We start from the raw sequence: 25,536 nt of genomic DNA on the forward strand, positions 1-25,536 counted from the left end.
GCGATGTGCGCTCACCCCGTCTTTGGTCATTCAATGGGCTGGTGAGAGACCTGTGGCATCTCGTCAGCAATCCATCTACCGCAAGGCGTAGGCAGGACCATCCGCCAGGCATTCCGCCTGTACCGACAGTTCCCGCCCCATGCCCACCCGTCGCCCGACCAGCCCAAGCCGAACCGCCCGCAATGGCGGCTGTCCAAAGGGAGCCTGCAACCATGGCATTGAACAAAGGTGGCCAAAGGGCCCTGGCCAGGAAAGAAGACCATCCGCGCGTCCTGATCACCCTGGACGTCGATGATGGCGGCGCCACACGCAAGGTCGAAATCCCCTTTGTGACCGGCGTGATGTCCGACCTGACCGGCAAGCATCGCGCTCACCTGCCCGATGTGGAAGCGCGGGAATTCCGGAACGTCAACAGCGAGACGTTCGACGATCAGTTCAATATCTACAAGCCGTCGGTTTCCATCACGGTCCCCAACCGGATCGACGGCAAGGGCAAGCTGGGCGTCGATCTGGCCTTCACCCGCATGGCCGATTTCGAGCCGGCGGCCATCGCCCGCAATGTGCCGCCCCTGGCCCGGCTGTTCCATGCCCGTCAGGCGCTGGACGACCTGCTGGCTACCGTCGGCGGCCGGTCGCGCGCCATCGCGGTGCTGGAAAAGCTGTTGAGCGACCCCGACCTGATGCGCGCCCTGGCACAGGAAAGCGCCGATACCACCGGGCCGGGCGGTGATGAGGACGGACCGGCACAGGAAGGAACAGGCCGATGAGCGCACAGACGCACGCCCAGCCGCAGCCGGAAACCACCGGCACGCAAACGGCGGACGACAATAGCCCATCCAGCCATTTCCGCCGTCTGGTGCGCAAGGAATTCCGGCCCCGCAACGACAGGGCCGCCAGCCAGGTGGACAAGGCCATCGGGTTGCTGGCCGCCGAGGCCTTGCGCGACACCACGCTGATCGGCGAGGATGTGGAGGAGACCATCCAGGCCATCATCGGCCGGCTGGACAATATCCTGGCCGAACAGATCGACGCCATCCTGCATCATCCCGACTTCCAGGAACTGGAACGCGCCTGGCGGGGCCTGCAATATCTGGTCGACAACACGGCCACCAGCAGCCTTCAGAAGATCAAGGTCCTGAATATCTCCAAATCTGAGATACAGGCCGTTCTGAAAAGGAGCAAGGCGGAAGATAAATGGGACCGCAGCATCCTTTTCACGCATATCTATGACGATGCCATCGGCAGCCATAATGGCGACCCGTTCGCCTGCCTGATCGGTGATTACCAGTTCGATCACCAGCAACAGGATGTGGACACGCTGAAGCGGCTGGGCCGCATTGCAGCGGCGGCGCATGCACCCTTCATCGCGGCAGCAGCGCCCGCCCTGTGCAATATCGACAATTGGCGCGATTATCCGACCGTATCGGACCTCGACCGGCTGTTCGACGGGGTCGAATATGCGGCCTGGCGGGAATTGCGGAATGAAGACGACGCCCGGTACCTGTCGCTGTGCATGCCGCGCTTCCTGGTCCGGGCACCCTACAAGCCGGGTGCCAATGAAGCCGAGGGCTATGTCAGCTTCAAGGAAAGCGTGGATAATGACGCGCCAGAGCATCTGTGCTGGGCCAATTCGGCCTATGCCATGGGCGTCAACATCAATCGCGCCTTCACAGAATATGGCTGGGTCAGCCGCATCCGCGGGGCAGAGGCCGGCGGCCAGGTGACAGGGCTGCCGCAGCATCTTTTCACAGCCGCCGACGGCCAGCTTGATGCGACCTGCCCCACGGAAATTGCCCTGCCCGTCCGCAAAGAGACGGCCCTGTCGGCCCAGGGGCTGACAGCGCTGGTACACGAGCGCAATTCCAATCAGGCCACCTTCTTCGACGCCCCTAACCTGCGGCGGCCCGTGGCCTATGAAGGGGCGCCGGGGAAGACGGCGGAGGAACGGCTGGGCACCCGGCTGCCCTATATCTTCACCACCAGCCGCTTCGCGCATTACCTGATGCGCATCGTCTACCGTAAGATCGGGTCCGACCAGTTCAGCACGGCCGACGAGGTGCAGCGCTGGCTGAACCAGTGGATCAAGAACTATGTCCTGGGCGACCCCAAGACGGCGGGTGAGAAGCTGCGCGCGGAAAAGCCGCTGGCCGACGCCAGGGTGGAGGTCACGGCCGATCCCGAGCGGCCGGGCTATTACAACACGATCTTCAATCTCCGGCCGCATTTCCAGATCGAGGAAATGGCCGTTTCCATGCGGCTGACCTCGCTGGTCCCCTCCAAGCGGGATTGAGCCGGGCCGGCAACCCCCTCCCCCCACCGACAGGAGTGAATGATGGCGGGTGACATTTTCCTTGATATCGATGGCGTTCCCGGTGAGGCGCGCGATGCGGCCTACAAGGGCAAGATCGCGGTGGAAGCCTTCCGGTTCGCCACCTTCCAGGATCTGACCTTCAAGCATGGCTATAGCGGCGGCAAGGTGAACATCCCCGGCCTCTGGCTGAAGAAGGTCACCGATGCCAGTTCCCACCAGCTTTTCATCAATTGCGCCACCGGCGCCTATATGAGCCAGGCGACGCTGATCGTGCGCAAGGCAACGGGCGGCACGCAGCAGGAATATCTGAAATTCCTGATGTCCGACGTGATGGTGCAGAGCTTCGAACTGCTGATGGAGACGGAGAAGAACCCACTGGAGGAAGTCAAGCTGGTCTTCTCCTCGGTCAAGATGTCCTATGCGCCGCAGGGTGCCGCCGGCGCCCTGGATTCCTTCAAGGAAGCGGGCTGGAACCTGGCCGAGAACTGCAAGCTCTGACAGCCGGCAACGGGGGGGTATCGCGATGTGGCGGGACACGCCCAACGGCTACCAGCCCTCGTTGCGCCACCGGCTGTCGGGCCGCGACCGGCCCGCACGGGCAAGGTCGCTGGAGGCATGGCGGCAGGAACTGGTCGCAGACCTTGCCATCCTGCTGCAAACCACGGCCGGAGGGACGGTGCCGGCCGGATCGATGGCCGCAGGTTCCGTCCTGGGCTACGGGCTGCCCGCCTTTGCCGGCATGGCGGTGACCGACAATACCATCCTGGCCGTGCAGGGCGCCCTGCAGGCCGCCCTGGAAACGTTCGAGCCGCGGATCGTGCCGGGCACCATCCGGGTCCGGTTCGACGGGCCCGCGAACGACCAGCCGGCAGGGCAGATGGCCTTCACCGTGGAATGCACCGTGGAGGCGGTGCCGGCCCGCCTGCAGGTCACCTTGAACACTATCGTTGATTTCACCGCCGGCACCGTGGGGAACATACCACAGGACCAGAGACATCGATGATCTATGCCGGCCTCAGCCGATATTACGAGGATGAATTGCGCCACCTGCGGGAGGGGGCCGTGCTGTTCGCCCGGCAATTCCCCCAGATGGCACGCGGCCTGGGCCTGACACCCCAGCATTGCCACGACCCCGATGTGGAACGGCTGCTGGAGGGGGTGGCGTTCCTGACGGCACGGGTGCAGCAGGAACTGGATGCACGCTTCCCGCGCCTGGCGGGGCACATGCTGGAAGCGGTGAACCCCAATTATCTGGCCCCCGTCCCATCGATGACCATCGTGCAGTTCCAGCCCCGCGGCGGGGATGCCGGCCTGCCGGAGGGGCACAGCCTGCCCCGCGGGTCGCTGTTGCGGGGCGTCAACGAGGCCTGGCCGGAAAAGCATTGCCTGTTCCGGACCGCCCATGACGTGACGCTGTTTCCCATCACCCTGGCCCGGGCCGATTATGCCGGAACGCCCGCCGCCGCCCATGCGCTGGGCCTGCCGCCCGGCAGTGCAGCGGGCGCGGCGCTGCGCCTGTCCTTTACCTGCCGGCAGGGGATCACGGCCGACAGGCTGGAACTGCACGCATTGCCGCTGTTCCTGACGGGAGCGCCCGGCGTGACGGCGGCCCTGCACGAACATCTTCTGGCCGGGACCGCCACCATCCTGGTACGGCCCGCCGGTAATGGCGGTCACGGCCGGCTTCTGCCGCCTGACGCGCTGGAGCGCATGGGCCACAGGCCGGAAGAAGCGATGCTGCCCGTGCTGGCCCGCAATTTCGACGGCACCCGCCTCTTGCAGGAATATGCCGCCCTGCCCGAACGGTTCCTGTTCGTCCGCCTGAAAGGGCTGCGCCCGGCGCTGCGCGACTGTGCCACGGCGGGGTTCGAGATCGTGATCCTGTTCGACAGGGCGCACCCCCACCTGCATGCCGGCCAGGTTTCGGCCAGCAATTTCGCCCTGTTCTGCACGCCGGCCGTAAACCTGTTCGAGCGGCGCCTGGGCGCCATCCCGGTCGGCAACCGGCAGACGGGGGTCGACATCATCGCCGACCCGCACAACCCGCACGACCATGAGATCCATTCCCTGCTGTCGGTGAAGGGATATGGGGCAGGCAACCAGCACACACATGATTTCCAGCCCCTGTTCGCGGGCCAGGGCGGGCGGACTGATCCGGCGGGCCGCGCCTATTACACACTGTCCCGCCGGGCACGCCATGCCGCCGATCCCACGCCCGGCATGCCCCATGCCGGGCAGGAGGTGACGATCGCGCTGGTCGATCGCGACAATGCCCCGGTCCCGCACGCGCTGCGCTTCCTGGGCATCACCGCCCTGTGCTGCAATGGCGACCTGCCGCGCCGGCTGGCACGCGGCCAGGGCATGCTGGACCTGCATCCGGAGGAACCCGCCCCGGTGGAGGCCGTGCATTGCCTGACACGCCTGACACCGCCCCGTCGGCTGACCGCGGAAGGCGGCATCGCCTGGCGGCTGGTGTCGCTTGTATCCCTGAACCTGCTGTCCCTGCTGGACCGCGACCCGGCCGCCGCCGCCGCCAGGCTGCGCGACCTGCTGCACCTGCATGCCGACAGTGCGGACCCGGCCGTACCGGACCAGATCGACCTGCTGCGGTCCGTCGCCATCCGCCCGATCGTGGCACGCCATCCAGGTCCCGGCCCCATCTGCCACATGCGGGGGCTGGAGATCAGCCTGGGCATGACGCGGCGCGCCATGGCGGAGGGTACCGGCTTCCTGCTGGGCATGGTGCTGGACGAGTTCTTCGCCCGCTATGTCTCCACCAATTGTTTCACCCAGACGGTCGTGCTCGACGAAGAGCGCGGGGAGGTCAAGCGATGGCCGATCAGGACCGGTCGCCGCGACCAGCCATAGGGCCGGACCATCCGCTGGCCATTGCGGCCCCGTCCTATGAACTGTTCGCCGCCCTGCGCCATGCCGAGGCGTCAGCGCCCGACGCCCCGCGCCTGGGGATTTTCGGCGGCCGGCTGGAGGAAGAACCGGTCCGCCTGGTCCAGGCCGTCACCCTGGCCTTCCAGCCCACGCAGATCGAAGGGCTGGACATGATGGAGGACGGCCCCCCCGCCCTGCGCATCACGGCGCCCGGACTGTTCGGTCCCAACGGCGTCCTGCCGCTGCATTTCACCGAAGCCGTGCTGGCGACGGAAAGCCGCCAGGACGGACCGGACGGGTTCCGCTGCTTCACCGACATCTTCCATCACAGGGTCCTGACCCTGCTGTACCGTGCCTGGGCAGCGGCGGAACCCGTGGTGGGCCTGGACCGGCCCACGGGCGAAGGCGACCATTTCGCGGGCCTGATCGGCGCGCTGGTGGGGATCGACCCCGCCGCCCCGGCGACCGGCCCGGACGGCGGCACCGGCCGGACCGATCCCTGGCTGGCCGACGCACTGCGCCACCACGCGGCCACAGCCCAATCGGCCGTGCGGGGCATTGCCGGACTGGAAGCGATGATCAGCGGCCTGTTCGGCATAGAGGCCGCAATCATCCCCTTCACGCCCGCATGGCTGCCATTGCCGCCCGGCATGCAGTGGCGGCTGGGCCAGGATGGCGGCACGCGGCTGGGCGACGGTGCCGTCCTGGGCGACCGGGTGCCCGACGTTCAATACCGGGCCCGCCTGGTACTGGGGCCCATGGCGCTGGACGAGTATCAGCGCTTCCTGCCGGGCGGCGAGACGCTGGAGCGGCTGCGCGCCCTGCTGCATGTCCATGCCGGCGGGGAGATCGAGTTTGACATAACGCTGCTGCTGGCCGCTGACGCCGTGCCGGAACCCCGGGCCGGGGACGGGCTGCGCCTGGGCCTGTGCGGCTGGATCGGCGGGCGCGCCGACCCCGGTCCGGCCGGCGACCTGACCCTGTGCGCACCGGCCGGCGGCACCCCCTGGCAAAGGAACGGACCATGAGCATCAGCCGCCGGGACAACACCCTGAACAAGCTGTCGCCCCCGCTTTACGCCGCCATGGCTGCGGCCGTGGAATATTGCCAGATCAAGGGGCACGCGCTGGTGGAGCCGGTCCACCTGTTCCACCAATGCCTGCTGGCCGATGACCCGGCCCTGCGCGCCATCATGGCGCGGTCCGGCATTGTGGTGGAAAGGCTGCACCAGGATATCTGCGCCGCGCTGGAACGCCTGCCGCGTGATCCCTATCCGGCGGAGGATTTCGCCTTGTCCCTGTGGCAGGCCGTGGAGCGGGGATGGGTTGTCGCCTCGCTGCTGCAGGGGGCCGGCATGGTGGACATGCGCCATCTGCTGATCGGCATGCTGGAGGATGAAGGGCTGGCGCGCGTGCTGGCGGACATGTCCTTGCAATTCACCCGGATCGGGTTTGAGGCGCTGAGCCTGGAGGTGGGGGCGGAAGGTGCCGGACCGGCCGTGGCAACCGACGATGCCGGTCCGGACGCACCGGAGAGGCCGGCCCCCGCCCTGATGGGCCGCCGCGACGCGCTGAACCGCTTCTCGACCGACCTGACGGCGCGGGCGCGGGAGGGGCGGATCGACCCCGTCACGGGCCGCGACGCGGAAGTGCGCCTGATCATCGACATCCTGATGCGCCGGCGGCAGAACAATCCGATCCTGACCGGGGAGGCCGGCGTCGGCAAGACGGCGGTCGTGGAGGGGCTGGCCCTGCGCATCGCGGCCGGAGACGTGCCGCCCGCCCTGCGCCAGGTGGAATTGCGCAGCCTGGACCTGGGGCTGCTGCAGGCAGGTGCGGGCATGCGCGGGGAGTTCGAGCAGCGGCTGCGCCAGGTGATCGACGAGGTGCAAGCCGCCGCCACCCCCGTGATCCTGTTCATCGATGAGGCGCACACACTGGTCGGGGCCGGCGATGCCGCCAACCTGCTGAAACCCGCCCTGGCCCGCGGCACGCTGCGCACCGTCGCCGCCACCACCTGGAGCGAGTACAAGCGGTATTTCGAGAAGGATCCGGCGCTGACCCGCCGCTTCCAGGTCGTGGAGATCCCGGAACCGTCGGCGGCGACGGCCATCGACATGTTGCGCGGCGTGGCCGGCCCGCTGGCCGCCCATCACGGCGTCCAGATCCTGGACGAGGCCGTGGAAGCCGCCGTGACGCTGTCCCAGCGTTACATCCCCGCGCGGCAATTGCCCGACAAGGCGGTCAGCGTGCTGGACACGGCCGCGGCCCGCGTCGCCATCGGCCACCATGCCGTGCCCGCCGCCCTGCAGGATTGCCGCCGGGCCATCGCGGCCCTGGAAACCGAGCAGACGACGCGGAGGGCCGAGCATGATATCGGGCTGGACGCGGCGGAGCGGATCGCGCGGATCGGGGAGGAACTGTCCGTCCTGCGCGAACGCCAGACCCTGCTGGACCAACGCTGGGCGGACGAGAAGGCGCGCGTGACGGCCATCCTGGCCGCGCAGGCCCGGCTGCGCGGTGAAAACGGGTTCCCGGACCGGGGTCCCCTGCTGGAGAGCCTGGCGGCCATGCGGGCCGAGCTGGAGGCACGCCAGGGCGAGACGCCGCTGCTGGTGCCGGCCGTCGGCGCCCAGGCCGTGGCCGAGGTGGTCGGCGACTGGACCGGCATCCCCGTCGGCCGCATGCTGCGCGACCAGTCCGAAACCGTGCTGGCGCTGGCCGACAGGCTGGCGGAGCGCGTCATCGGTCAGGACCATGCGCTGGAAAGGATTGCGCAGCGGGTGCAGACCGCCAGGGCCGGGCTGGACGACCCCGGCAAGCCCGTCGGCGTCTTCCTGCTCTGCGGTCCCAGCGGCGTGGGCAAGACCGAAACCGCCCTGGCCCTGGCCGACCTGCTTTACGGCGGTGAGCAGAACCTGATCACCATCAACATGAGCGAATTCCAGGAGGCGCACACCGTCTCCACCCTGAAAGGCGCGCCGCCGGGCTATGTCGGCTATGGCGAGGGTGGGGTGCTGACCGAAGCCGTCCGCCGCCGCCCGCACAGCGTCGTGCTGCTGGACGAGGTGGAGAAGGCCCACCCGGACGTGCATGAGATTTTCTTCCAGGTCTTCGACAAGGGCGCCATGGAGGATGGCGAGGGCCGGCGCATCGATTTCCGCAACACGCTTTTCCTGCTGACATCCAATGTCGGCAGCGGCATGACACGCGAACTGTGCCGGCACGGCACCCCGCCCCGGCCGGAGGATATTGCCGCCGCGCTGCGGGAACCGCTGCTGGCCGTCTTTCCCGATGCGCTGCTGGGCCGGATGGTGGTGCTGCCCTATTATCCGCTGGGGTCCGCGCAGCTGCGCGCCATCATCGGCCTGCAACTGGACCGCATCGCCCGCCGCGTGGCCGCAACGCGCCGGCTGCCCTTCACCTATGACGACCGCACCATCGCGCATGTGCTGGAACAATGCGTGGAGACCGACAGCGGCGGGCGCATGATCGACGCCATCCTGACCGGCAGCATCCTGCCCACGGTGGCCCACGCGGTCCTGAAAGCCGGCACGGGCGGGCCGCCGGTGACACGGGTGCATGTATCGGCCGATCCGGCAACCGGCTTCCTTTACGATTTCGGGCAGGAAGCCGTCGGACCCGGTGACGACGGGAAGGCGGAGGCCGGATGACACCGACGCAGGCCAATCGCGCCTTTGCCGTGGCAACAGCACTGCCGGAAGATACGCTGCTGCTGTACCGCCTGTCGGGCACCGAGGCGCTGAGCCGGCCGTTCGAATACAGGCTGGAACTGCTGACCACGCAGTCCCGCCTGGACCTGGAGGGGCTGCCCGGCACCGACATGACGGTGCGCATCCGCCGCCAGGACGGGGAGGAGCGCCATGTCAACGGTATCGTCACCGACATCGCCCAGGCCGGAACCCACCAGCGCTATAACCTGATCCGGGCCACGCTGCGGCCCTGGTTCGGGTGCCTGGACCATACGCGCGACAGCCGCATCTTCGAGAACAGGAGCGTGCCCGACATCGTGCGGGAGGTGCTGGCCCCCTACCCGTTCGCAGCGGTCGAGACGCGGCTGACCGACAGCTATGACCCATGGGAATATTGCGTCCAGTATCAGGAAAGCGATTTCGCCTTCATCAGCCGCCTGCTGGAGCATGAAGGCATCCATTACCGTTTCCGGCACGCCAATGGCCGCCACATCCTGGTCCTGTGCGACAGCAGCGCCGCCCACGACCCGCTGGACCCCGGACCCGCCCTGCGGTTCCGGCAGGAGCCGGACGATCTGGCCCGGTCGGTCAGCGAATGGCAATCGACGCGCAGCCTGCAGGGCGGCCGCCATGCCGTCGGCGATTTCGATTTCGAACAGCCGGGCAAGGCATTGCGCCATGCCAGCAGCATGCAAGGCAGCCATCCGCTGTCGGACCTGGAGCGGTTCGATTATCCCGGCGGCATGACCTACCGCCCACGCGGACGCCGGGCGGAAGCCGGCGACACCATCGCCCGGCGGCGGATGCAGGCCGTGGCGGCGCAGCGGGTGCTGTGCGACGGGCGCACCCTTGTCCGCGAACTGGCCGCGGGCACCCTGTTCACGCTGACCCACCACCCCCGGCCCGACCAGAACCGCGAGTATCTGGTGGTGGAGACCGGCATCGAACTGCGATCCGATGCGTTCGACCAGGGCGAGCCGGCGGATGCGCCCGTGCCCGCCTATCAATGCCGGTTCCGCTGCGTTCCGTCCGATACGGTCTTCCGGCCGGCCAGCCTGACGCCCTGGCCCCGCATGCACGGGCCGCAGACAGCCATCGTCACGGGAAAGGCCGGGGAGGAGATCTGGGCCGACCGGTATGGCCGGGTGAAGGTGCGCTTCCACTGGGACCGCAGCGGCCGCAGCGGGGAGCGCACATCCTGCTGGATCCGGGTGTCGCAGTCCTGGGCCGGGGGGGAATGGGGCGCCCAGTTCCTGCCGCGCGTGGGGCAGGAGGTGATCGTCGATTTCCTGGATGGCGACCCCAACCGGCCCATCATCACCGGCCGCGTGTATAATGGCGACGCCCTGCCCCCCTTCGATCCGGAAAGCCAGGGCACGATGTCGGGGTTCCGCAGCCGATCCAGCAAGGGAAACGAGGGCTGCAACGAACTGCTGTTCGAGGACAAGGCCGGGCGGGAGCGGCTGTTCCTGCGGGCCGAGCGCGACATGGAACGCCATGTGCGCCGCGACGACGTGGCCGGCATCGGCGGCGACCGGCATCTGGGTGTGTCGGGCCAGCAGCGCATCCGGGTGGGCGGCGACGATCATCATATCGTGGAAGGGGACGGCTTCCGGCAGGTGGACGGCTCGGCCAGCCTGATCGTGGGGGAGGACCAGCATCAGCGCGTGGGCCAGCTTGCCGCGCTGGAAGCGGGTACGCAAATCCATCTGAAGGCCGGCACCAGCATCGTGCTGGAAGCCGGTGCGCAGGTGACCATCAAGGCCGGCGGGTCCTTCATCACGGTCGGTCCGGAGGGGGTCACGATCTCCGGCCCCATGGTCCGGGTGAACAGCGGGGGTGCCCCCGGCCAGGGGCGCGGGGCGACACCGGGCACGGCCGAACCGCCCCGCAGGCCGCCACAGGGCGGACGCGGCCGGGAACCGGCCCCCGCTGCCGCAAGGGACGCACCCAGGTCAGCCGGGCCGGCGGGCACACATCCCGTGGCCCGGCAATTGCGCCAGGCGCATCTGGATGCCGCCGCCTTCTGCGAACCCTGCGGGGAGACATCATGATGCGGCCGGACATGCTGGACCGGGTGAAGGCCGGATTGTTTGCCGGCACCGCCGCCACCTTCGCGGTCGTGGATGGCGCCGCCTGTCCCGATCTGGCGGAACGGCTGGACCGGCATGGCACGCGGCACGCCTGCCTCTATCTGGAACGGCTGCACCCCGAGGTGGCCGCCGCCGCACCCCATCTGGTGGCCCTGGAACCGGGGGACGGGTTCACCGACTGGTTGCTGTCGGGCGGCTGGGGACGGGCCTGGTGCATCTTCGCGCAGGCCGATGCGTCACTGCCCCTGCTGCGCCGCCATTTCCGCCGCTTCCTGATGGTGACGCTGGCCGATGGGCGGATCATGCGGTTTCGCTTCTATGATCCCCGCGTGCTGCAGGCCTTCCTGCCCACCTGTTCCCCGACCGACGCCACCCGCCTGTTCGGGCCGCTGCGATCACTGATGACCGAGGCCGAAGGCGGCCGGCAGATGCTGCGCTTCATGCCCGTGCCGGACGCGCCCCCGCTGCGATCGGCCATCGACCTGATGGCGGCCGGCACATGAGAAGGGGGCGCCCGAAAGCGACGCGGACAGGAGGTATCCCATGCCATTGCAGGTGATATCCGGCGCCATCATGGCCTGCACGCACGGCACGGCACCCGCCCGGCTGACGGTCCAGCCCGGAGCGGGCGGCCTGACAGGGGGCGCACCACCGGCATGCATCACCGACCACCGTCCCCGGGTGAACATCCCGCCCTTCGGCCTGTGCATCAGCCTGGCCAACCCCGCCGTCGCCGCCGCGACGGCGGCGGCCCAGGGCGTACTGACCCCACAGCGCTGCGTGCCGGCGACATCCACACCCTGGACGCCCGGCAGCCCGACGGTCGGCATCGGCCACATCCCCGCGCTGAACAGTCGAAGCCGCTGCCATTGCCTGTGGCTGGGGGTGATCAGCATCACGTATCCCGGCCAGACGACCTGCATCATCCCCTGAACCGGCCGCGCAGTCCCCACGCGATGCACAAGGCCAGCAGCCCCAGCCCAAAGGCCAGAGGCTGCCAGATCAGCGGCATCGGGCGCAGCACGGCCCGGTCGGGCCGGCCCGGGGCCACATGCACCGTGACCGGCGCACCCGGCGGGTGCCGGGCCACCCGTTCCAGCAGATCAGCCGGCGGCGGTTTCCCACCCTTGGCATCGGCAGTCTGGCTATCGTCGCTGTAGCGGTCACCGACATAGGTGCGGCCATCCACCTGATAGCGATAGCGGATGGTGAAGGTCCAAACGGGGGAAGAAAGGGAACCACCGCTGCTTTGATACGACCGGATGATCTTCAAACTGCTTTCCAGCACCCGGCCATCCACCTGTTGCCAGCCGGCCTGTTCGTGGAAACGGTGCAGAAGAAAGACACCGACGAGGATGGCGATGCTCGCGATCAGCAGGCCCAGTACCATCACCCGGCGTTGCCTCATATCATCACCCGGCGCTGCCTCATCGGACAACCTGCCAGGTGCCGTCGGGACAGCCCAGCGTCACCTCGAACCCGTCCATCCGCCCGGCTGCACCGATCCTGATGGCATCCGTACCGTCAGCCCGCAGGGCACGGGCAAGGCGAAGATCAGACGACCATGACAAGCGGAACTGTGCGGAACGGGCCATTTCCACCCGGAACCCGTCCTGCCGGCGCAATGCCGCCAGCCCGTCCCGCAGGCCCGCATCCATGTGCGGACCACCGATATCCAAGGCGAGCCCGATCTCATCATGCTTCAGGCGCAGCATATCGAGCAGTTCGGTATCCGGCCCCCTGGCCAGCAATGTTGCCAGCCTGGCCACAACGGCACGGGCGCTGAGCAGAATATCCGGATCATCCGGACGCATCACAGAGGGAAACGTCGTCCACAACCAGATCGGCCAGGGACCTGCCAGGTCGAACCTTTCCGACGCCTTGAAAGGGTTTTCCCCAGCGGCGGGAAGGGTGATCGAGACCAGCGAACGGCCGGGGTCTCCGTTATCGGGATCGACTATCTGCACAGCCACGGTGACGCGGTCATCCACAGCGCCGGTGATCTCCACCTCCAACAGGTTCTCGCCGGCACGGATATAGGGTTCCAACCGACTGCTGCTGCGCTCTCCCGTCAGGTCATTGACCAGCAGAAAGCCATTCACCCAAATCGTCAGCCGGGCCGGCACAGAGCCCGCGTGACTGTCGACATGAAGCTGGACCATTATAGTCACATCCGACCTCCATTTTTCGAATTATTATTTATTTTCTATTGATTTTGATTAAAATAATTCGCAAAAATTGCACATTTTTTCTTCAATTAATATTATTCACCATAGATTTATTTCGCTAATTTCATCTTTTATTTCATTGAATATATTCCACTCCCTTTCATAATTAATCAAACCCCAAGCCATCTTAAATTCTACGTTGATCCTTAAAGGAGAAAATACGAAATTTGTTTTAATTTTTGGATTCTCACCATCCAAAGCATAAACACCGCCATTTACTTCGATACTCGATATTCCAGAAAAACTTGCCCTTAATATATCTTTACTTAATACTAAAAGCTCTATTGCAGGCTCTACGCTTCCGGAACCAATCACTCTTATTGAAATTGATTTCGATTCGTATCTTCCGTTATGAGGCCAATATGTGCGAATACCATTCGCTTCGATATCCACCCCCAAGGCAATATTGAGAAAGAAGCCGGCCTTCAAATATTTGTTGATCAGTGGCGGTGTTGGAATTGCCAGAATCCGATATGAAGCATCGGTACCCAGAAATGGCGCCAGCGACCCTGTCATCTTCAAAGAGCAATAGGCGAGATGGCTGCCCTCATCCTCTTCCCATTGCGCGGTAAGGGATATTTCCTTGCCCTCCCTGATTTTCCAGTTCTTCTCGCGCCGCCCGCGGAAGGTACGGACCTTGAACGCCTCCCCGACGGGAAGGCCCTTCGACAGCTTTTTCAAACGATCCAGCAGATTCTGCAGATCGACGGAGAACTTCACCTGACCCGACGGATATGCCGCCACCTTCACCGTCCGCCCCACCCCGCCGCATGTCTGGACGCTGACCATGCGGATGGTGGGGGAAACCTTGTGCAGTCTGTGCGGAAGGATGCCGGCGGCGGCCGGTGCGCGTATCTTGAATTCCGCCGTCCCCGGCTCGCGGCGGTCGATGTCCGTACCGTCCACGCGCAGGCGGAAACGGTCGCCGCAGTCGCCGGCGGCCAGGGCAGCAACGCTGACCTTGTCACCGGCAACGCTATCCGCGACCACCATCAACAGGTTGTCCCGCGCCGCCCGGCCATGTCCACATCGGACATCAAAGGAAGACAGCTTGCAGGGGCATTTATCGTCGGCCACGGGCGGTGGCGCAGAGGGGTGGGCCGATAATTGCGGTCCGACCGGACAGGCGGCCATTGTCCCCCGCGTGCCGGCATTCTGTTCCGCCACGGCACGGTCCTGGCGGACCCGTTCTTGCCGTGCCTCGGCCGTGGGCGTTGTATATCCCCCCCCTTCGGCGACGTAGCGGTCCATCCAATCCTGCTGGAAAGCACCGTATTCGGGATCACCGGGGTTAGGGGTGGGCTTGTATTTCCGCGCGGTCTCGGCGTTGGCGGCGGCAACGGCGCTGGCCTTAAACGGTTTGGTCGCGACCCTCATGTCCTGGCCTCCGCCCGTCCGGCTTCCTGTTCCACCCCTTTCCAAAGCAAGGCCGCGCGGCTCTCTCCCGTCGCGGCCAGGGCAGCGGGCACCCAGGCGAGTTGCGACCGCGTCTCGAAGCCGATGCCCAGCGTCAGCGCAGCATAGAGGTAGGCCACCGCCTCCCCCATGGTGACCATGCCGTGCAGATCCGCCCGCCGCAGCAATCCGTCCACCATATCCCGGAAAGCTTGTCCGGGATAAAGCGCCGCCACCTCCGGCAACAGCACGGCCAGTTGCTCCGCATGACGATCAACCCAAACGGGCCAGGCCGCCGCCTCCAGCACCTTCACCTGATCGTGATCGATCCGCAGCATGGAGCCCCGAAACTGTCGCTTGTCATGGAACACCGTGCCGGAAGGGTACCGGCCGCCCGCCCCCTTACAGGGACATGGCTTACCGGACAGCACGGTGATGGCACATTTCTACATGAGCCTTCAACGAAGAGTAATTGCAAAATTAACCCAATCCAGCAGAAATTTATTTTGTGATTATAATTATAATCGAATTCTCTATTATTCTTTCATTTTGATTAATAATTTGGATTGAATTTCTTTCCGTTATGCACAATGAATTTTAGAAATATCCATCTTCTTCCACAATTGCAAATCCCCTAATGCATATCCCTGGCCGGAACCACCCGGAACGGCTGACTGCGATGGGCGGAAAGCATCGGAAATCATTGATAAGTGGATAATCATGATAAGATTTCTGCATATAAATCGATGCACCCTTCCTTACGCCCAACACCATCACCGCAGGGGGCGCCTGCCGGGGCCAGGCATGACGGGGCTGGCGCTGGCGCTGGGGTGGCCGGTGACAGCATCGGCCCAGACACAAGAGCCGCCAGGGCTCCCCCAAACGCAGCCGGAACTGCCGCAGAACCTGATGCAGCAGAACCGCCCCCAGGGGCCTGCCGCCGCCTTCAACTGGCCGGAAGTGGATGAGGACCTGCCCTATCTCTCGCCGCAGGACCCGGCATTCAGGCTGCGGGACATTGAACTGACCGACACGGCGCCCGCTGACACGCCTCTCCTGGCTCCGGGGCAATTGGCGAAGATCTACGAGGAATACAAGGGAAAGACCATCACGGTCAGCACCCTGTTCACCATCCGGAACAGGCTGGCCGCCGAGTACCGCAAGCATGGCTATTTCCTGACCCGCGTCATCCTTAGGCCCCAGACGCTGTCGCCGGGCGAGGATGGCGAAACCGTGTACATGGATGTCGTGCAAGGCGTGATCACCGATATCGAGCTTGCAGGCGATGCGGGGCCCGTGGGCGGGCGCATCCTGGCCATGGCCGGGCGGCTGAAAGACCGGACGGGCGTCAGGATGCAGGATGTGGAACGGCTGCTGCTGCTGATCCAGGATCTTCCCGGCATCGCGGTGCGCGCCCGGTTCAGCGCCGCCCCGGACAGCCGGCGGAACGGCCAGGTGCGCCTGACGCTGGAGGTGGCCCGCACGGCCTATTCCGGGATCGCCAATATCGATAATCGCGGATCATCCTTCGTCGGTCCGTGGCAGATCGGAGCCGGCCTGTCCCTGAACGCCATGACATCCCTGGGCGAGCGGGTGGAAGCCTACCTGTTCTCCGCCGGTGGTCAGGAACAGCTTTACGGCCAACTGGCCGTCACCCTGCCGGTCGGGCTGGATGGCACGCTTTTGCGCGTGCATGGCGGCTATGGCCCCTCCCGCCCCGGCGGCACACTGGGCCAGGCCGGGTTTGAAAGCACGGTGCTGGTGGCTGGCGCCACGCTGTCGCATCCCGTGATCCGCAGCCGGCGCACGAACCTGACGCTGGCCGCCGGCGTCACCGTGAACAATGCCGATATCGACCTGAACCCGCCCGATGCCACCAGCCAGCGGCTGAGCGAAAGCCATCTGCGCGTGCTGCGCCTGTCAGCCGATCTTTCCTATCTGGATGGCTGGCGCGGTGCCACGCAATTGTCCGCCGCCTTCGATCGCGGCCTGCATATCTTCGGCGCCACGCCCCGCAACGCCGCCCTGACGGCGCGGCCGCAAAGCACGCCGGAGATGGACAAGCTGTCGGCCCGGATCACCCGCCGGCAGGCACTTGAAAGCTGGGGGACGGTCGATCTCGACCTGGTGGCCAGCCTGGTGGGCCAATATGCGTTCGACGTGCTGCCCCCCAGCCAGAAGGCGCAACTGGGCGGCATGGAGATCGGCCGCGGCTATTATTACGGACAGTTGACGGGCGACCATATGGCAGGCGGTTCGCTGGAACTGGTCGCAACCCGGTCGCTGGACTGGTCATTGGCCGGCTCCTCCACCGGGCTTTACGGCTTTTACGATTACGGCACGGTCTGGAACATCGCCGACAGCGACCCGCCACGGCGCCACCTGCATTCGCTGGGCGGCGGCATGCGCCTGCGCCTGGGCCGTTTCGCGGAGCTGGAGACCGAATATGCACGGCGGCTGTCCCGCAACCCCACAGCCGCCATCGGCGAACGGCTGGGCAAGGACAAGGTCTCCATCAAGCTGACCGGCAAATTCTAGGCACCGGACAACCGGCCAAGAACAGGAGAGGACGGATGCACACCCACATCACCGCCATGGCCGGCGTGCCCTGCCCCCGCCCGGTGCGCCACCGGCGGCCCTATGGCGGCCTGCCGGCGCGGCTGCGGGCGGGATCGGCGATCGGTGTCGCGCTGGCCGCAATGGCCATGCCGGCAGGGGCCGGCCCGACGGGCGGCCAGGTGGTGGCCGGCCAGGCCAGCATCACGGCCACGGCCCCCGGGGTCACCACCATCCAGCAGGACAGCAACAGCGCCATCATCCATTGGGACCGGTTCGACCTGGCGGCCGGCGAGCGTGCGCAATTCCATCAGCCCGGCGCCAATGCCGTGGTACTGAACCGCGTGGTGGGCAACGACCTGTCGCATATCGCGGGCCATGTCACGGCCAACGGCAAGCTGTTCCTGATCAATCCGCACGGCGTGGTCTTCGCGGCCGGGTCCAGCGTGGATGTGAACACGCTGGTCGTCTCCACCGCCGACATCGCCAACCGCGACTTCCTGGAGGGCCGCTATCGTTTCGACCGGGCCAGCCCCGTGGATGGGGCCCGGATCAGCAATGCCGGCACCATCACCGTGGCCGAGGCCGGGCTGGCCGCCCTGATGGCGCCGGCGGTGGAGAATAGCGGCGTGATCGCGGCGAGACTGGGCACCGTGGCACTGGCCACGGGCCGGCGCTTCGCCGTGGATTTCCAGGGCGACGGGCTGGTTTCGTTCGAGGTGGCCGAAGGTGCAGCGGGCGGAAGCATCGAGGCCGGTGGCCTGATCAGCGCCGACGGCGGCACCGTGCTGATGACCGCCGCACAGGCCGGCGGCATTCTGGACAGCATCATCCGCGTCACCGGCGGGGTGGAAGCCAACAGCGTTGATGTGCGGGATGGCAGCATCATCCTTTACGCGGGCGATGGCGGCCGGGCCGAGTTGCACGGCCGGCTGGCGGCGACGGGCACCAGGGACGGGGAACAGGGCGGACAGGTGCGGATCGATGGCGGCATGGTCGGCCTGATGGCCGAGGCCCGCATCGACGTGTCGGGAAGGGCCGGCGGCGGACAGGTGCGTATCGGCGGAGAGGTCCGGGGCGGCGACGGCACCACCCCCGCGGCGAAGCGCACCTATGTCGACCCCGGCGCCACCATACGCGCCGATGCCATGGCCCGGGGCGATGGCGGTGACATCGTCGTCTGGTCGGAAGAGGTGACGCGGTTCGGCGGCACGATCAGCGCACGCGGGGCCGCGGGTGGCGATGGCGGCTTTGTCGAGGTGTCGGGGCGCGAGCATCTGGTGTTCCAGGGGCGCGTCGATGTGGGGACACAGGCCGGCGGCAGGGCAGGCACCATCCTGCTGGACCCGCGCGACCTGATCATTGCGGATGCCGGGCCGGACAATGGCCTGGTGCTGGACGCCACGCTGGCCTTTTCCGCCATCGACGAGGATACCAACGCCACCCTGACCGCCAGCTTGGTCAGCAACCTGACGGGCAATGTCGTCCTGCAGGCGTCGCGCAATCTGACCATCGATGCCACCCTGGACTTCGCCGACCCGGCCACCAGCAGCGTGACCTTCCAGGCCGGCGACAGCATCAATATCAACGCCACGGTGGAAAGCAGCGGTGCGGCCCTGAATTTCCACGCCGCCCATGATCCGCAATGGGCGGGATACAATGCCGAAGGACGCATCCAGGTGGCCGCAGCACTGGGGTCCGACAGCACGGGCGACATCCTTCTGACCGCCGGCACGGGCGGGATCGGGGGCGGGATCGGGCTGGGCGCCGATATCACCACAGGCGGCCTGGCCACGCTTTCCAGCCGGGTGACGCTGGAAGCCGATGTCATCATCACCAGCACGGCCACCAGTATCGACCCCGCCACCCCGGCGCCCGGCGGCATCAGCCTGGCCGCCGTGACGGGGGGCGGACATGCCCTGACCCTGGATCATGGCGCCGGCGCCCTGACCCTGAACGGCGTATCCGGTGCGTCGGCGCTGATGCTCGACGGGACGGGCACACGGCTTCTGAACACGGGCACCTATGCCACCACGGCCGAACCACCGCTGGACCTGGGGGCCGTGACGCTGGACGGGATCATCACCCTGGGGCAGGCGACCCGGTTCGGCGACAGCCTGATCGCCGGTCCCGTCATCATCCAGGCGGGTACCCATGACGTGACCTTCACCGGGACCGTGATGGCCGATGCGGCCAGCACCGATCCCGTCCGGTCACTGACCGTCAACAGCCTGGGAGCCACCCTGTTCGAGGCCGATGTCGGCGTGGGAGAGAATGCGGCCCTGGCCTTTCTGGAGACCGACAGGGGACGCACCGGCACCCAGAACAACGGTACGCTTGAGCTGCGCGGCAATGTCGTGACGACGGACGGCCAGATCTATCGGGACCGGCGGGTCAGGCTGGCGGGCAGCCTTTACGAGACGACGGGTGCCACGGGCGGCATCTCCTTCCAGGCGGTCCTGGCCGGCAGCGGCGTGGATCTGGCCGGCAACGCCATGCTGCGGGCCGCCGCCGGCATCCAGCTTTCCACCGGCATCCAGGCCGCCGCTGTGCCGGCACCGGGGACGGCCCCCGTGCTGACCATCGCGCGGGGGGCGGGGCCGCTGGTCTTGAGCGGCGTGGCCGGGGTGGCGGCACTGAACCTGACCGGGACAGGGACGGTCACCTTGCAGACGGGCACCTATGCCCTGGCCGGTGGCACGCCGCTGATCTTCGGCAATGTCACCCTGGCCGGCGTGCTGACGCTGGGCCAGGATACCAGCTTCGCCGACAGCATCCTGGGTGCCTCCACCCGGATCGAGGCGGGCAGCCGCAATGTCACCTTCACCGGCCGGGTGGATTCCGACGGCGTCCAGAACCTCCGCACCCTGACGGTCAACAGCCTGGGTACCACCATCTTCCGCGGCGATGTCGGCGGCCGCGCCGCCCTGGGGGCGATCGAAACCGACAGTGGCCGGGACCCGGCACTGGACAATGGCGCCCTGCAACTGCTGGGCAGCGTGTTCACGACGGGAACCCAGCTCTACCGTGACCGGTCCGTCCTGCTGGCGGGCGGGCAGTACGCCACCCATGCCGGGGGTAGCAACGGCAACCTGTTCGCCATCCTGGGCACCGGCGGGCAGACCATCCTGGGCGCCGACACCTTGGTCACAACCGGCAGCGGCGGCGCCATCTTCGCGCAGACGGTGAATTCCGCGGCCGGCGCGCCGCTGCGGCGGCTGACGGTAAACAGCCGGGGCCTGACCCGGTTCGATGCCGATATCGGCCGGCGGGTGGCGCTGGCCGCGCTGGAAACCGACAGCGGCGGCATGCCCGACGGCGACCATGGCACGCTGGTCCTGGGCGGCAGCGTCATCACGGCCGGCAACCAGACCTATCGCGACCGGTCCGTGACCCTGTCGGGGGGGCTTTATGATACCGGCAATGGCGGAGATGGCGGCGGGGATTTCACCCTGTCATCCATCGCGCCCGATGCCGGCATCCTGGTGACCGGCACCACGGCCATCCGCACCGGCGGCGGGACTGCCGGCTTCGCCACCGCCATCACGGGCGCGCCCGGAGCCACGCTGGCCATCGACACGGGCAGCGGCGCCCTGGTCCTGAATGGCAGCACGGGCCTGGACAGGCTGGCGCTGACCGGAACGGGCACGCGGTTCCTGCATGCCGGCCTTTACAGCACCAGCGGCGACGACATCCTGGAAACGGGTGACGTGACGGTGAACGGGCGGCTGGTCTTCGGGCGGGAAACGCGGCTGGGCGCCGTGACGCTGGCGGACGGCACAGCGCTGGAGGCCGGGGGCAACCTGGAGACCGGGGGGATAGCCGGCAACGGCTTCAACCTGGATCTGACAGGTGCCGGCGACATCACGCTGGCCGGTGCGGCCGGGATCGGGACCCTGTCCATCGACAAGGTGGATGGCGGCGTCCGCCTGGCCGGTCCGCTGGAAGCGGGCCTGCTGCGCAGCGACGGGCGGTTGGCCCTGGTGCTGGCGGGTGGTGGCAGCGTGGGGGACCTTGCATTGTCCCATACGGGCAGTCTGGCCGTCACCGACGGCTTTGCCTTCGCCGGGACCGCCGACCTGACGCAACCGGACCGCAGCCTGACGCTGGGCGGCACCATCACGGCCGGCGGTGAACTGACCCTGGGCGATGCGCTGCTGTCCGGCGATACGACGCTGAACAGCAGCGGCAGCCGCATGGGCCTTGTCCAGGGGGCCGGGCATGATCTGGGCCTGACCGGATCGGGCACCGACAGGGCCGGTGCGCTGGAGGGGATCGGAACGCTGATCCTGGACAAGGCGGATGGCAGCGTCACCCTGGTCGGACCGGCGGCGCTGGACGGGCTGGTGACAGCCGGTACCTTCGCGCTTGTCATCGGCGGCGGCGGCACGGTGGGAAGCGTGACGCTGGGCCATGCGGGATCACTGGCCATCACCGACGGTTTCACCTTCACCCAAGGTGGGGTTCTGGCCGGAGCGGGGCGCAGCCTGGCGCTTGGCGGCACGATCGGTGCGGGCGCCGCACAGACGCTGACCCTGGGCGATGCCGTCCTGCTGCGCGATACGGCGCTGGTCAGCGACGGTGCGGCGATCGACGCGGGCTCCATCACCGGCGGAGGGCACGAACTGGCGATCACCGGCAACGGCATGGTCACCACATCGGCCCTGGCCGGGATTTCCACCCTGGTGCTGGACAAGCGTGACGGGAGCGTCCTGACGGCGGGCAGGGTTGAAACCGACCTGCTCCGCACGGCAGGGGATTTCGACCTGACCCTGGCAGCCGGTGGCCAGGTGGGCAGCGCCGTACTGGGCCATGGCGGCAGGCTGGCCATCACGGCGGGACTTGGACTGGGCAGCGATACCGATCTGTCATGGGCCGGGCGCCAGTTGACGCTGGCCGGCCGGATCGACGCGGCATCCCACCGGCTGGATATCGGTGATGCCGGCCTGTCGGGCGGCACCGAGGTGACCAGCGGCGGCACGCAGGCCGGCACCATCACGGGCAATGGCCATGACCTGAGCCTGTCCGGCACCGGCGCCGACAGCATCGGCAACCTGGAAACCGTGGCGACCCTGTCCCTGGACAAGGCCGGCGGCAGCGCCATTTTCACCGGGGCCGTCCAGGCCGGGACGGTCGCCAGCACGGGCCGTTTCGCGCTCTCGCTGGCGGGTGGCGGCAGCGGCCGCGTGGCGCTGGCCCATCGCGGGGCGCTGTCCATCACCAGCGGTTTCACCTTCGCCGGGAACACCGACCTGCGCATGGAAGGGCGCGACCTGTCCCTGGCCGGGCTGGTGCGGGCCGATGGCGGCAGCCTGACACTGGGAGCCGCCAGCCTGACCGGAAACACCGAGCTTTATGCCGTCAATATCACGGCCACGGGGCCGCTATCCGGCGGGCAGGCGGCGCTGACCGCCATGGCCGCGGAGGACCTGACCCTGCAGGGTAGCCTGACATCGGGCAGCCTGACGGCAACGGCGGGCAGGATCACCCTGGCCGATGCCGCCACCACCGGAATGATGCGACTGACCGGATCCGCCGCCCAGGGGCCGGGCATCACCCTGAACGGCCGCTACACGGCCAGCGGCCTGATCACCACGGGGGCGACGGTCCTGGCCGGGGACAGCGTGGTCCGCACCGGCAATGGCGGCACCGACTTCAACGGCACCCTGACGGGCACGCACGCGCTTTTCCTGGAAAGCAGCGGCACAACCCGCCTGGGCGGCGATATCGGCCTGTCCCGGCTGGACGTTGCCGGCACGGCCATCATCGCAGCCGCCCTCGTGGAAACCACGGGCACGCAGGATTACCGGGGCGATGTCCGCCTGGCCCGCGACACCGCCCTGCGCGGCAGCCATATCCGTTTCGCGGGCCCCATCCTGTCGGCAATGGCGGCCAATGGGGGTCAGGGCACCGGTCCGGCCGCCCTCAGCGTGACGGGCAGCGTCACCGTGACGTTCGGCGGCGATATCGGTCAGGCCGGCAGCGGCGATGCGGCATCGCAGGCGCTGCGGTCATTGACCGTGGCGGCACCCGATATCGTTCTGGGGCAGTCGCCCGATGCCGGCATCATCGTCCGCACGGCCGGCAACGCCGCAGGCGCGGATGCCGGGGATCAGACCTTTACCGGTCAGGTCCGGCTGCTGGCCCGCACCGTGCGCCTGGACACCACCAATGCGGGCGCCAGCACGGGCGGGAATACGACACTGGCCCACGGCGGCGACCTGTCCTTCAGCCATATGTCGGGTGCCGACACGGCGGTCACCTGGTGGATCGGCACGGGCAGCGTCCAGGGCGTGCCGGGCAGCACACGGCCCGACATCAACCTGGGCGGACTGACCATCTCCGGCTTTGGCGGGCGCATGGATATGACAGGCATCATCAACGGCATCAGCGATCCGGTGGCGGCCCAGATCGTGCGCAAGGACATTCCGCGCAGCAACGACATGCGGCTGAACGGCTGCGCCGTGGGCAGCCCGACCTGCATCGTCATTCCCATTCCGGCGCTATCGGTGCCGCAACAGACCTACAGCATCAACTTCCAGCAACCGGTCAGCCTGGACAGCCAGTTGCCGCTGACCCTGGGACGGGGGAACGAAGACCTATGGTGAGCCGACCGAAGCCTTCCGCACCGGCCCCCGCCCGGTGGCGATATGCCGGCCTGCTGGCCCTGGCCCTGCTGCTGCCCCCCGCGGCGGTGGGAAACACACCGGCCGCCCCGCGGGAGGGTGTGTGGTCCCCCGTCGGGAAGGACACCGATGGCCGGGAATGCTCAGCGCGGGCCACCCGCGAAACACCGCCGGAGATCCCCGCCGACCAGGCCATCAGCGTCGCCTGCGGACGGCTGGACCGGGCCCCCAACCAGATTTTCGTGGCATCGGCCACGAACGAGGCCGTGGCCGCGGGGTGGAACCGCTATCGTGAGCGCGTGCTGAATTGCGGACCGGAAGAACCCCTGCCCTTCCCCGCCGCCGGCACGCAAGGCCGCATCTGGCACTGCAGCCCGGTCAATGCCAGTTGGGGTTATGTCGCGCTGACCGTCACCATCGGCGAGCGCCAGTATTATGCCATCGGCCAGGGGTCGGCGCAGCCGGCCCTTCTCCAGGCGATCGGCGTCGCCTCGGGCCGTCTGGCGACCGCCCCCCAATCCACCCCCACCCGCGGGGACAGCCGTATCCTTTATGAACGATACATGGATGACGGCCGCGTATACGCGGCGGCCGAGCAATATGTGAAAAGCGAGGATGCCTTCCGCCGGGCCCTGGAAATCCATCAGCAGGTCAATGGCGCCAACAGCCCCGGCGCCACGGAGATTCTGCTGCCCCTGGCGCTGATCCTGTCCAACCAGGGCCGCATGCCGGAGGCGGAGCGATATTTCAGGGACGCAGACGCGCTGTTCCGGGGCCAGCCATCGATTGCGCACGGCGTTCACCTGGCCATGCACCATGCCAACATGCATTGTTTCGCAAGCGCCCATTCCACCCTGGCAAAGCTGGAAACCTGGCTGCGGAGCCGGCTGGAATGGCAGGACGCCGACCCGACCGATCCGCGGGCCAACGCCGACGCGGCGCGCACCGGGCGGCGGCATGACGCCCTGAACGTGCAGGTCACCCTTTCCCCCACCCAGGCCACATTGACGCCGGCCCAGTTCGACGAGGTTCTGAAGACCCTGCTGTATCTGAAGGCGGAACTGCAATACCGGGAACGGCTGGAAAACACGACGCGGTCGCGGGCGATGCCGACGGACTGCCCCCCTTCCCCGCCAAAGGCCCAGGCGCAGGCACAACCAACCGCGGGCAATCCGAAGGACGCTGCCATCCGGGCTCGCCAGACGCTGGAAATGCTGAATGGCATGGACAAGACGCCATCGGAACAGGCCATCGTCGCCTTCATGCTGCGGACACGGTCGATGACCTATCTGGCCCTGGACGAGCCCGAACCGTCTCCCGACGACATCGGTGCCGCCATTGAAGACCTCAACCAGGTCATCCGCATCCTGAACAAGCTGAACATGCAGGAGCGGCCGCTGGCCGTGGCGCATCTGCGCCTGGGAAAGGCCTACAAGCTGCGGGGCAAGACCGATGATGCGCTTGAGCATTTCGAGAAGGGAGCGGACCTGCTGCTGAAGCATGAACAGTTTGCCACCATCGACATGCTGGAGCCCTATATCGCGACCCTTTACGAACAGAGCGGGCGGGCGGGTACGGACGCCGCCGGTCTCCGGCAGCGCATGCTGGTGCTACAGCAACTGCTGGGGGACGGCGCCACGGCCCGTTCCATCGCCGCCGCCGCCACCCGCGCCGAAAACCGCCCAACCGATACCATCTCCGAAGAGGAGGAAATTTAGCATATCCGCGA

At 67.2% G+C, this 25,536-nt stretch carries 17 protein-coding genes; 13 read left to right on the top strand and 4 right to left on the bottom strand.

Features of this window, described 5'->3' with window-relative positions; all coding sequences use genetic code 11:
- The first annotated feature begins 212 nt into the window (after positions 1 to 212).
- Genes tssB through ACM9LZ_RS09080 form a run of 10 tightly spaced genes read left to right on the top strand, consistent with a single transcriptional unit; the run spans position 213 to position 11,935 of the window.
- Entirely contained in the window at positions 213 to 767 is a 555-nt protein-coding gene (gene tssB / locus ACM9LZ_RS09035; RefSeq protein ID WP_416619062.1) for a type VI secretion system contractile sheath small subunit, read from the top strand.
- Entirely contained in the window at positions 764 to 2,290 is a 1,527-nt protein-coding gene (gene tssC, locus ACM9LZ_RS09040; RefSeq protein ID WP_416619063.1) for a type VI secretion system contractile sheath large subunit, read from the top strand. Before tssB ends, tssC begins: the two co-directional genes overlap by 4 nt.
- Positions 2,291 to 2,332: 42 nt before the next feature.
- Positions 2,333 to 2,809, top strand: a complete 477-nt coding sequence (locus tag ACM9LZ_RS09045) for an Hcp family type VI secretion system effector (protein ID WP_416619064.1) — start codon at positions 2,333 to 2,335, stop codon at positions 2,807 to 2,809.
- Positions 2,810 to 2,834: 25 nt separating this feature from the next.
- A complete protein-coding gene (locus tag ACM9LZ_RS09050) occupies positions 2,835 to 3,314 on the top strand; it encodes a type VI secretion system baseplate subunit TssE (RefSeq protein WP_416619065.1) in 480 nt (159 codons plus the stop codon).
- On the top strand, positions 3,311 to 5,179 hold the full coding sequence (tssF, locus tag ACM9LZ_RS09055; RefSeq protein WP_416619066.1) for a type VI secretion system baseplate subunit TssF: 1,869 nt from the start codon (positions 3,311 to 3,313) through the stop codon (positions 5,177 to 5,179). The genes ACM9LZ_RS09050 and tssF overlap by 4 nt, the downstream gene beginning before the upstream one ends.
- Positions 5,143 to 6,225, top strand: a complete 1,083-nt coding sequence (gene tssG / locus ACM9LZ_RS09060) for a type VI secretion system baseplate subunit TssG (protein WP_416619067.1) — start codon at positions 5,143 to 5,145, stop codon at positions 6,223 to 6,225. The genes tssF and tssG overlap by 37 nt, the downstream gene beginning before the upstream one ends.
- A complete protein-coding gene (tssH, locus tag ACM9LZ_RS09065) occupies positions 6,222 to 8,870 on the top strand; it encodes a type VI secretion system ATPase TssH (protein WP_416619068.1) in 2,649 nt (882 codons plus the stop codon). The genes tssG and tssH overlap by 4 nt, the downstream gene beginning before the upstream one ends.
- On the top strand, positions 8,867 to 10,963 hold the full coding sequence (locus ACM9LZ_RS09070) for a type VI secretion system Vgr family protein (protein ID WP_416619069.1): 2,097 nt from the start codon (positions 8,867 to 8,869) through the stop codon (positions 10,961 to 10,963). Before tssH ends, ACM9LZ_RS09070 begins: the two co-directional genes overlap by 4 nt.
- Positions 10,960 to 11,505: a DUF4123 domain-containing protein gene (locus ACM9LZ_RS09075; RefSeq protein ID WP_416619070.1), complete on the top strand. Its 546-nt coding sequence runs from the start codon at positions 10,960 to 10,962 to the stop codon at positions 11,503 to 11,505. The genes ACM9LZ_RS09070 and ACM9LZ_RS09075 overlap by 4 nt, the downstream gene beginning before the upstream one ends.
- A 40-nt stretch (positions 11,506 to 11,545) precedes the next feature.
- Positions 11,546 to 11,935, top strand: coding sequence for a DUF4280 domain-containing protein (locus ACM9LZ_RS09080; protein WP_416619071.1), 390 nt, complete (start codon positions 11,546 to 11,548; stop codon positions 11,933 to 11,935).
- Here ACM9LZ_RS09080 and ACM9LZ_RS09085 read toward each other — a convergent pair.
- The 4 genes from ACM9LZ_RS09085 to ACM9LZ_RS09100 all read right to left on the bottom strand — a co-directional run bounded on the left by ACM9LZ_RS09085 (position 11,925) and on the right by ACM9LZ_RS09100 (position 14,963).
- The gene (locus ACM9LZ_RS09085; protein ID WP_416619072.1) at positions 11,925 to 12,410 is read right to left on the bottom strand and encodes a DUF3592 domain-containing protein; all 486 of its coding nucleotides are present in this window, start codon (positions 12,408 to 12,410) and stop codon (positions 11,925 to 11,927) included. The two genes, ACM9LZ_RS09080 and ACM9LZ_RS09085, sit on opposite strands and share 11 nt — an antisense overlap.
- A 19-nt stretch (positions 12,411 to 12,429) precedes the next feature.
- Positions 12,430 to 13,164, bottom strand: a complete 735-nt coding sequence (locus ACM9LZ_RS09090) for a hypothetical protein (protein ID WP_416619073.1) — start codon at positions 13,162 to 13,164, stop codon at positions 12,430 to 12,432.
- Between the two features lie 105 nt (positions 13,165 to 13,269).
- Positions 13,270 to 14,607 carry a hypothetical protein gene (locus ACM9LZ_RS09095; RefSeq protein ID WP_416619074.1) on the bottom strand — a complete coding sequence of 446 codons (1,338 nt, stop codon included), beginning with the start codon at positions 14,605 to 14,607 and terminating at the stop codon, positions 13,270 to 13,272.
- Positions 14,604 to 14,963: a hypothetical protein gene (locus tag ACM9LZ_RS09100; RefSeq protein WP_416619075.1), complete on the bottom strand. Its 360-nt coding sequence runs from the start codon at positions 14,961 to 14,963 to the stop codon at positions 14,604 to 14,606. The genes ACM9LZ_RS09095 and ACM9LZ_RS09100 overlap by 4 nt, the downstream gene beginning before the upstream one ends.
- A 466-nt stretch (positions 14,964 to 15,429) precedes the next feature.
- Between ACM9LZ_RS09100 and ACM9LZ_RS09105 the strand changes: the two genes are divergently transcribed.
- From ACM9LZ_RS09105 to ACM9LZ_RS09115, 3 genes are read left to right on the top strand one after another with little or no spacing between them, the layout of a single operon-like run.
- Entirely contained in the window at positions 15,430 to 17,163 is a 1,734-nt protein-coding gene (locus tag ACM9LZ_RS09105) for a ShlB/FhaC/HecB family hemolysin secretion/activation protein (protein ID WP_416619076.1), read from the top strand.
- 35 nt (positions 17,164 to 17,198) lie between these two features.
- The gene (locus ACM9LZ_RS09110; protein ID WP_416619077.1) at positions 17,199 to 23,789 is read left to right on the top strand and encodes a two-partner secretion domain-containing protein; all 6,591 of its coding nucleotides are present in this window, start codon (positions 17,199 to 17,201) and stop codon (positions 23,787 to 23,789) included.
- The gene (locus ACM9LZ_RS09115; protein WP_416619078.1) at positions 23,783 to 25,525 is read left to right on the top strand and encodes a tetratricopeptide repeat protein; all 1,743 of its coding nucleotides are present in this window, start codon (positions 23,783 to 23,785) and stop codon (positions 25,523 to 25,525) included. The genes ACM9LZ_RS09110 and ACM9LZ_RS09115 overlap by 7 nt, the downstream gene beginning before the upstream one ends.
- Positions 25,526 to 25,536: the final 11 nt, after the last annotated feature.

This window comes from Niveispirillum fermenti, from assembly GCF_048066175.1.
Taxonomy (GTDB): domain Bacteria; phylum Pseudomonadota; class Alphaproteobacteria; order Azospirillales; family Azospirillaceae; genus Niveispirillum; species Niveispirillum fermenti.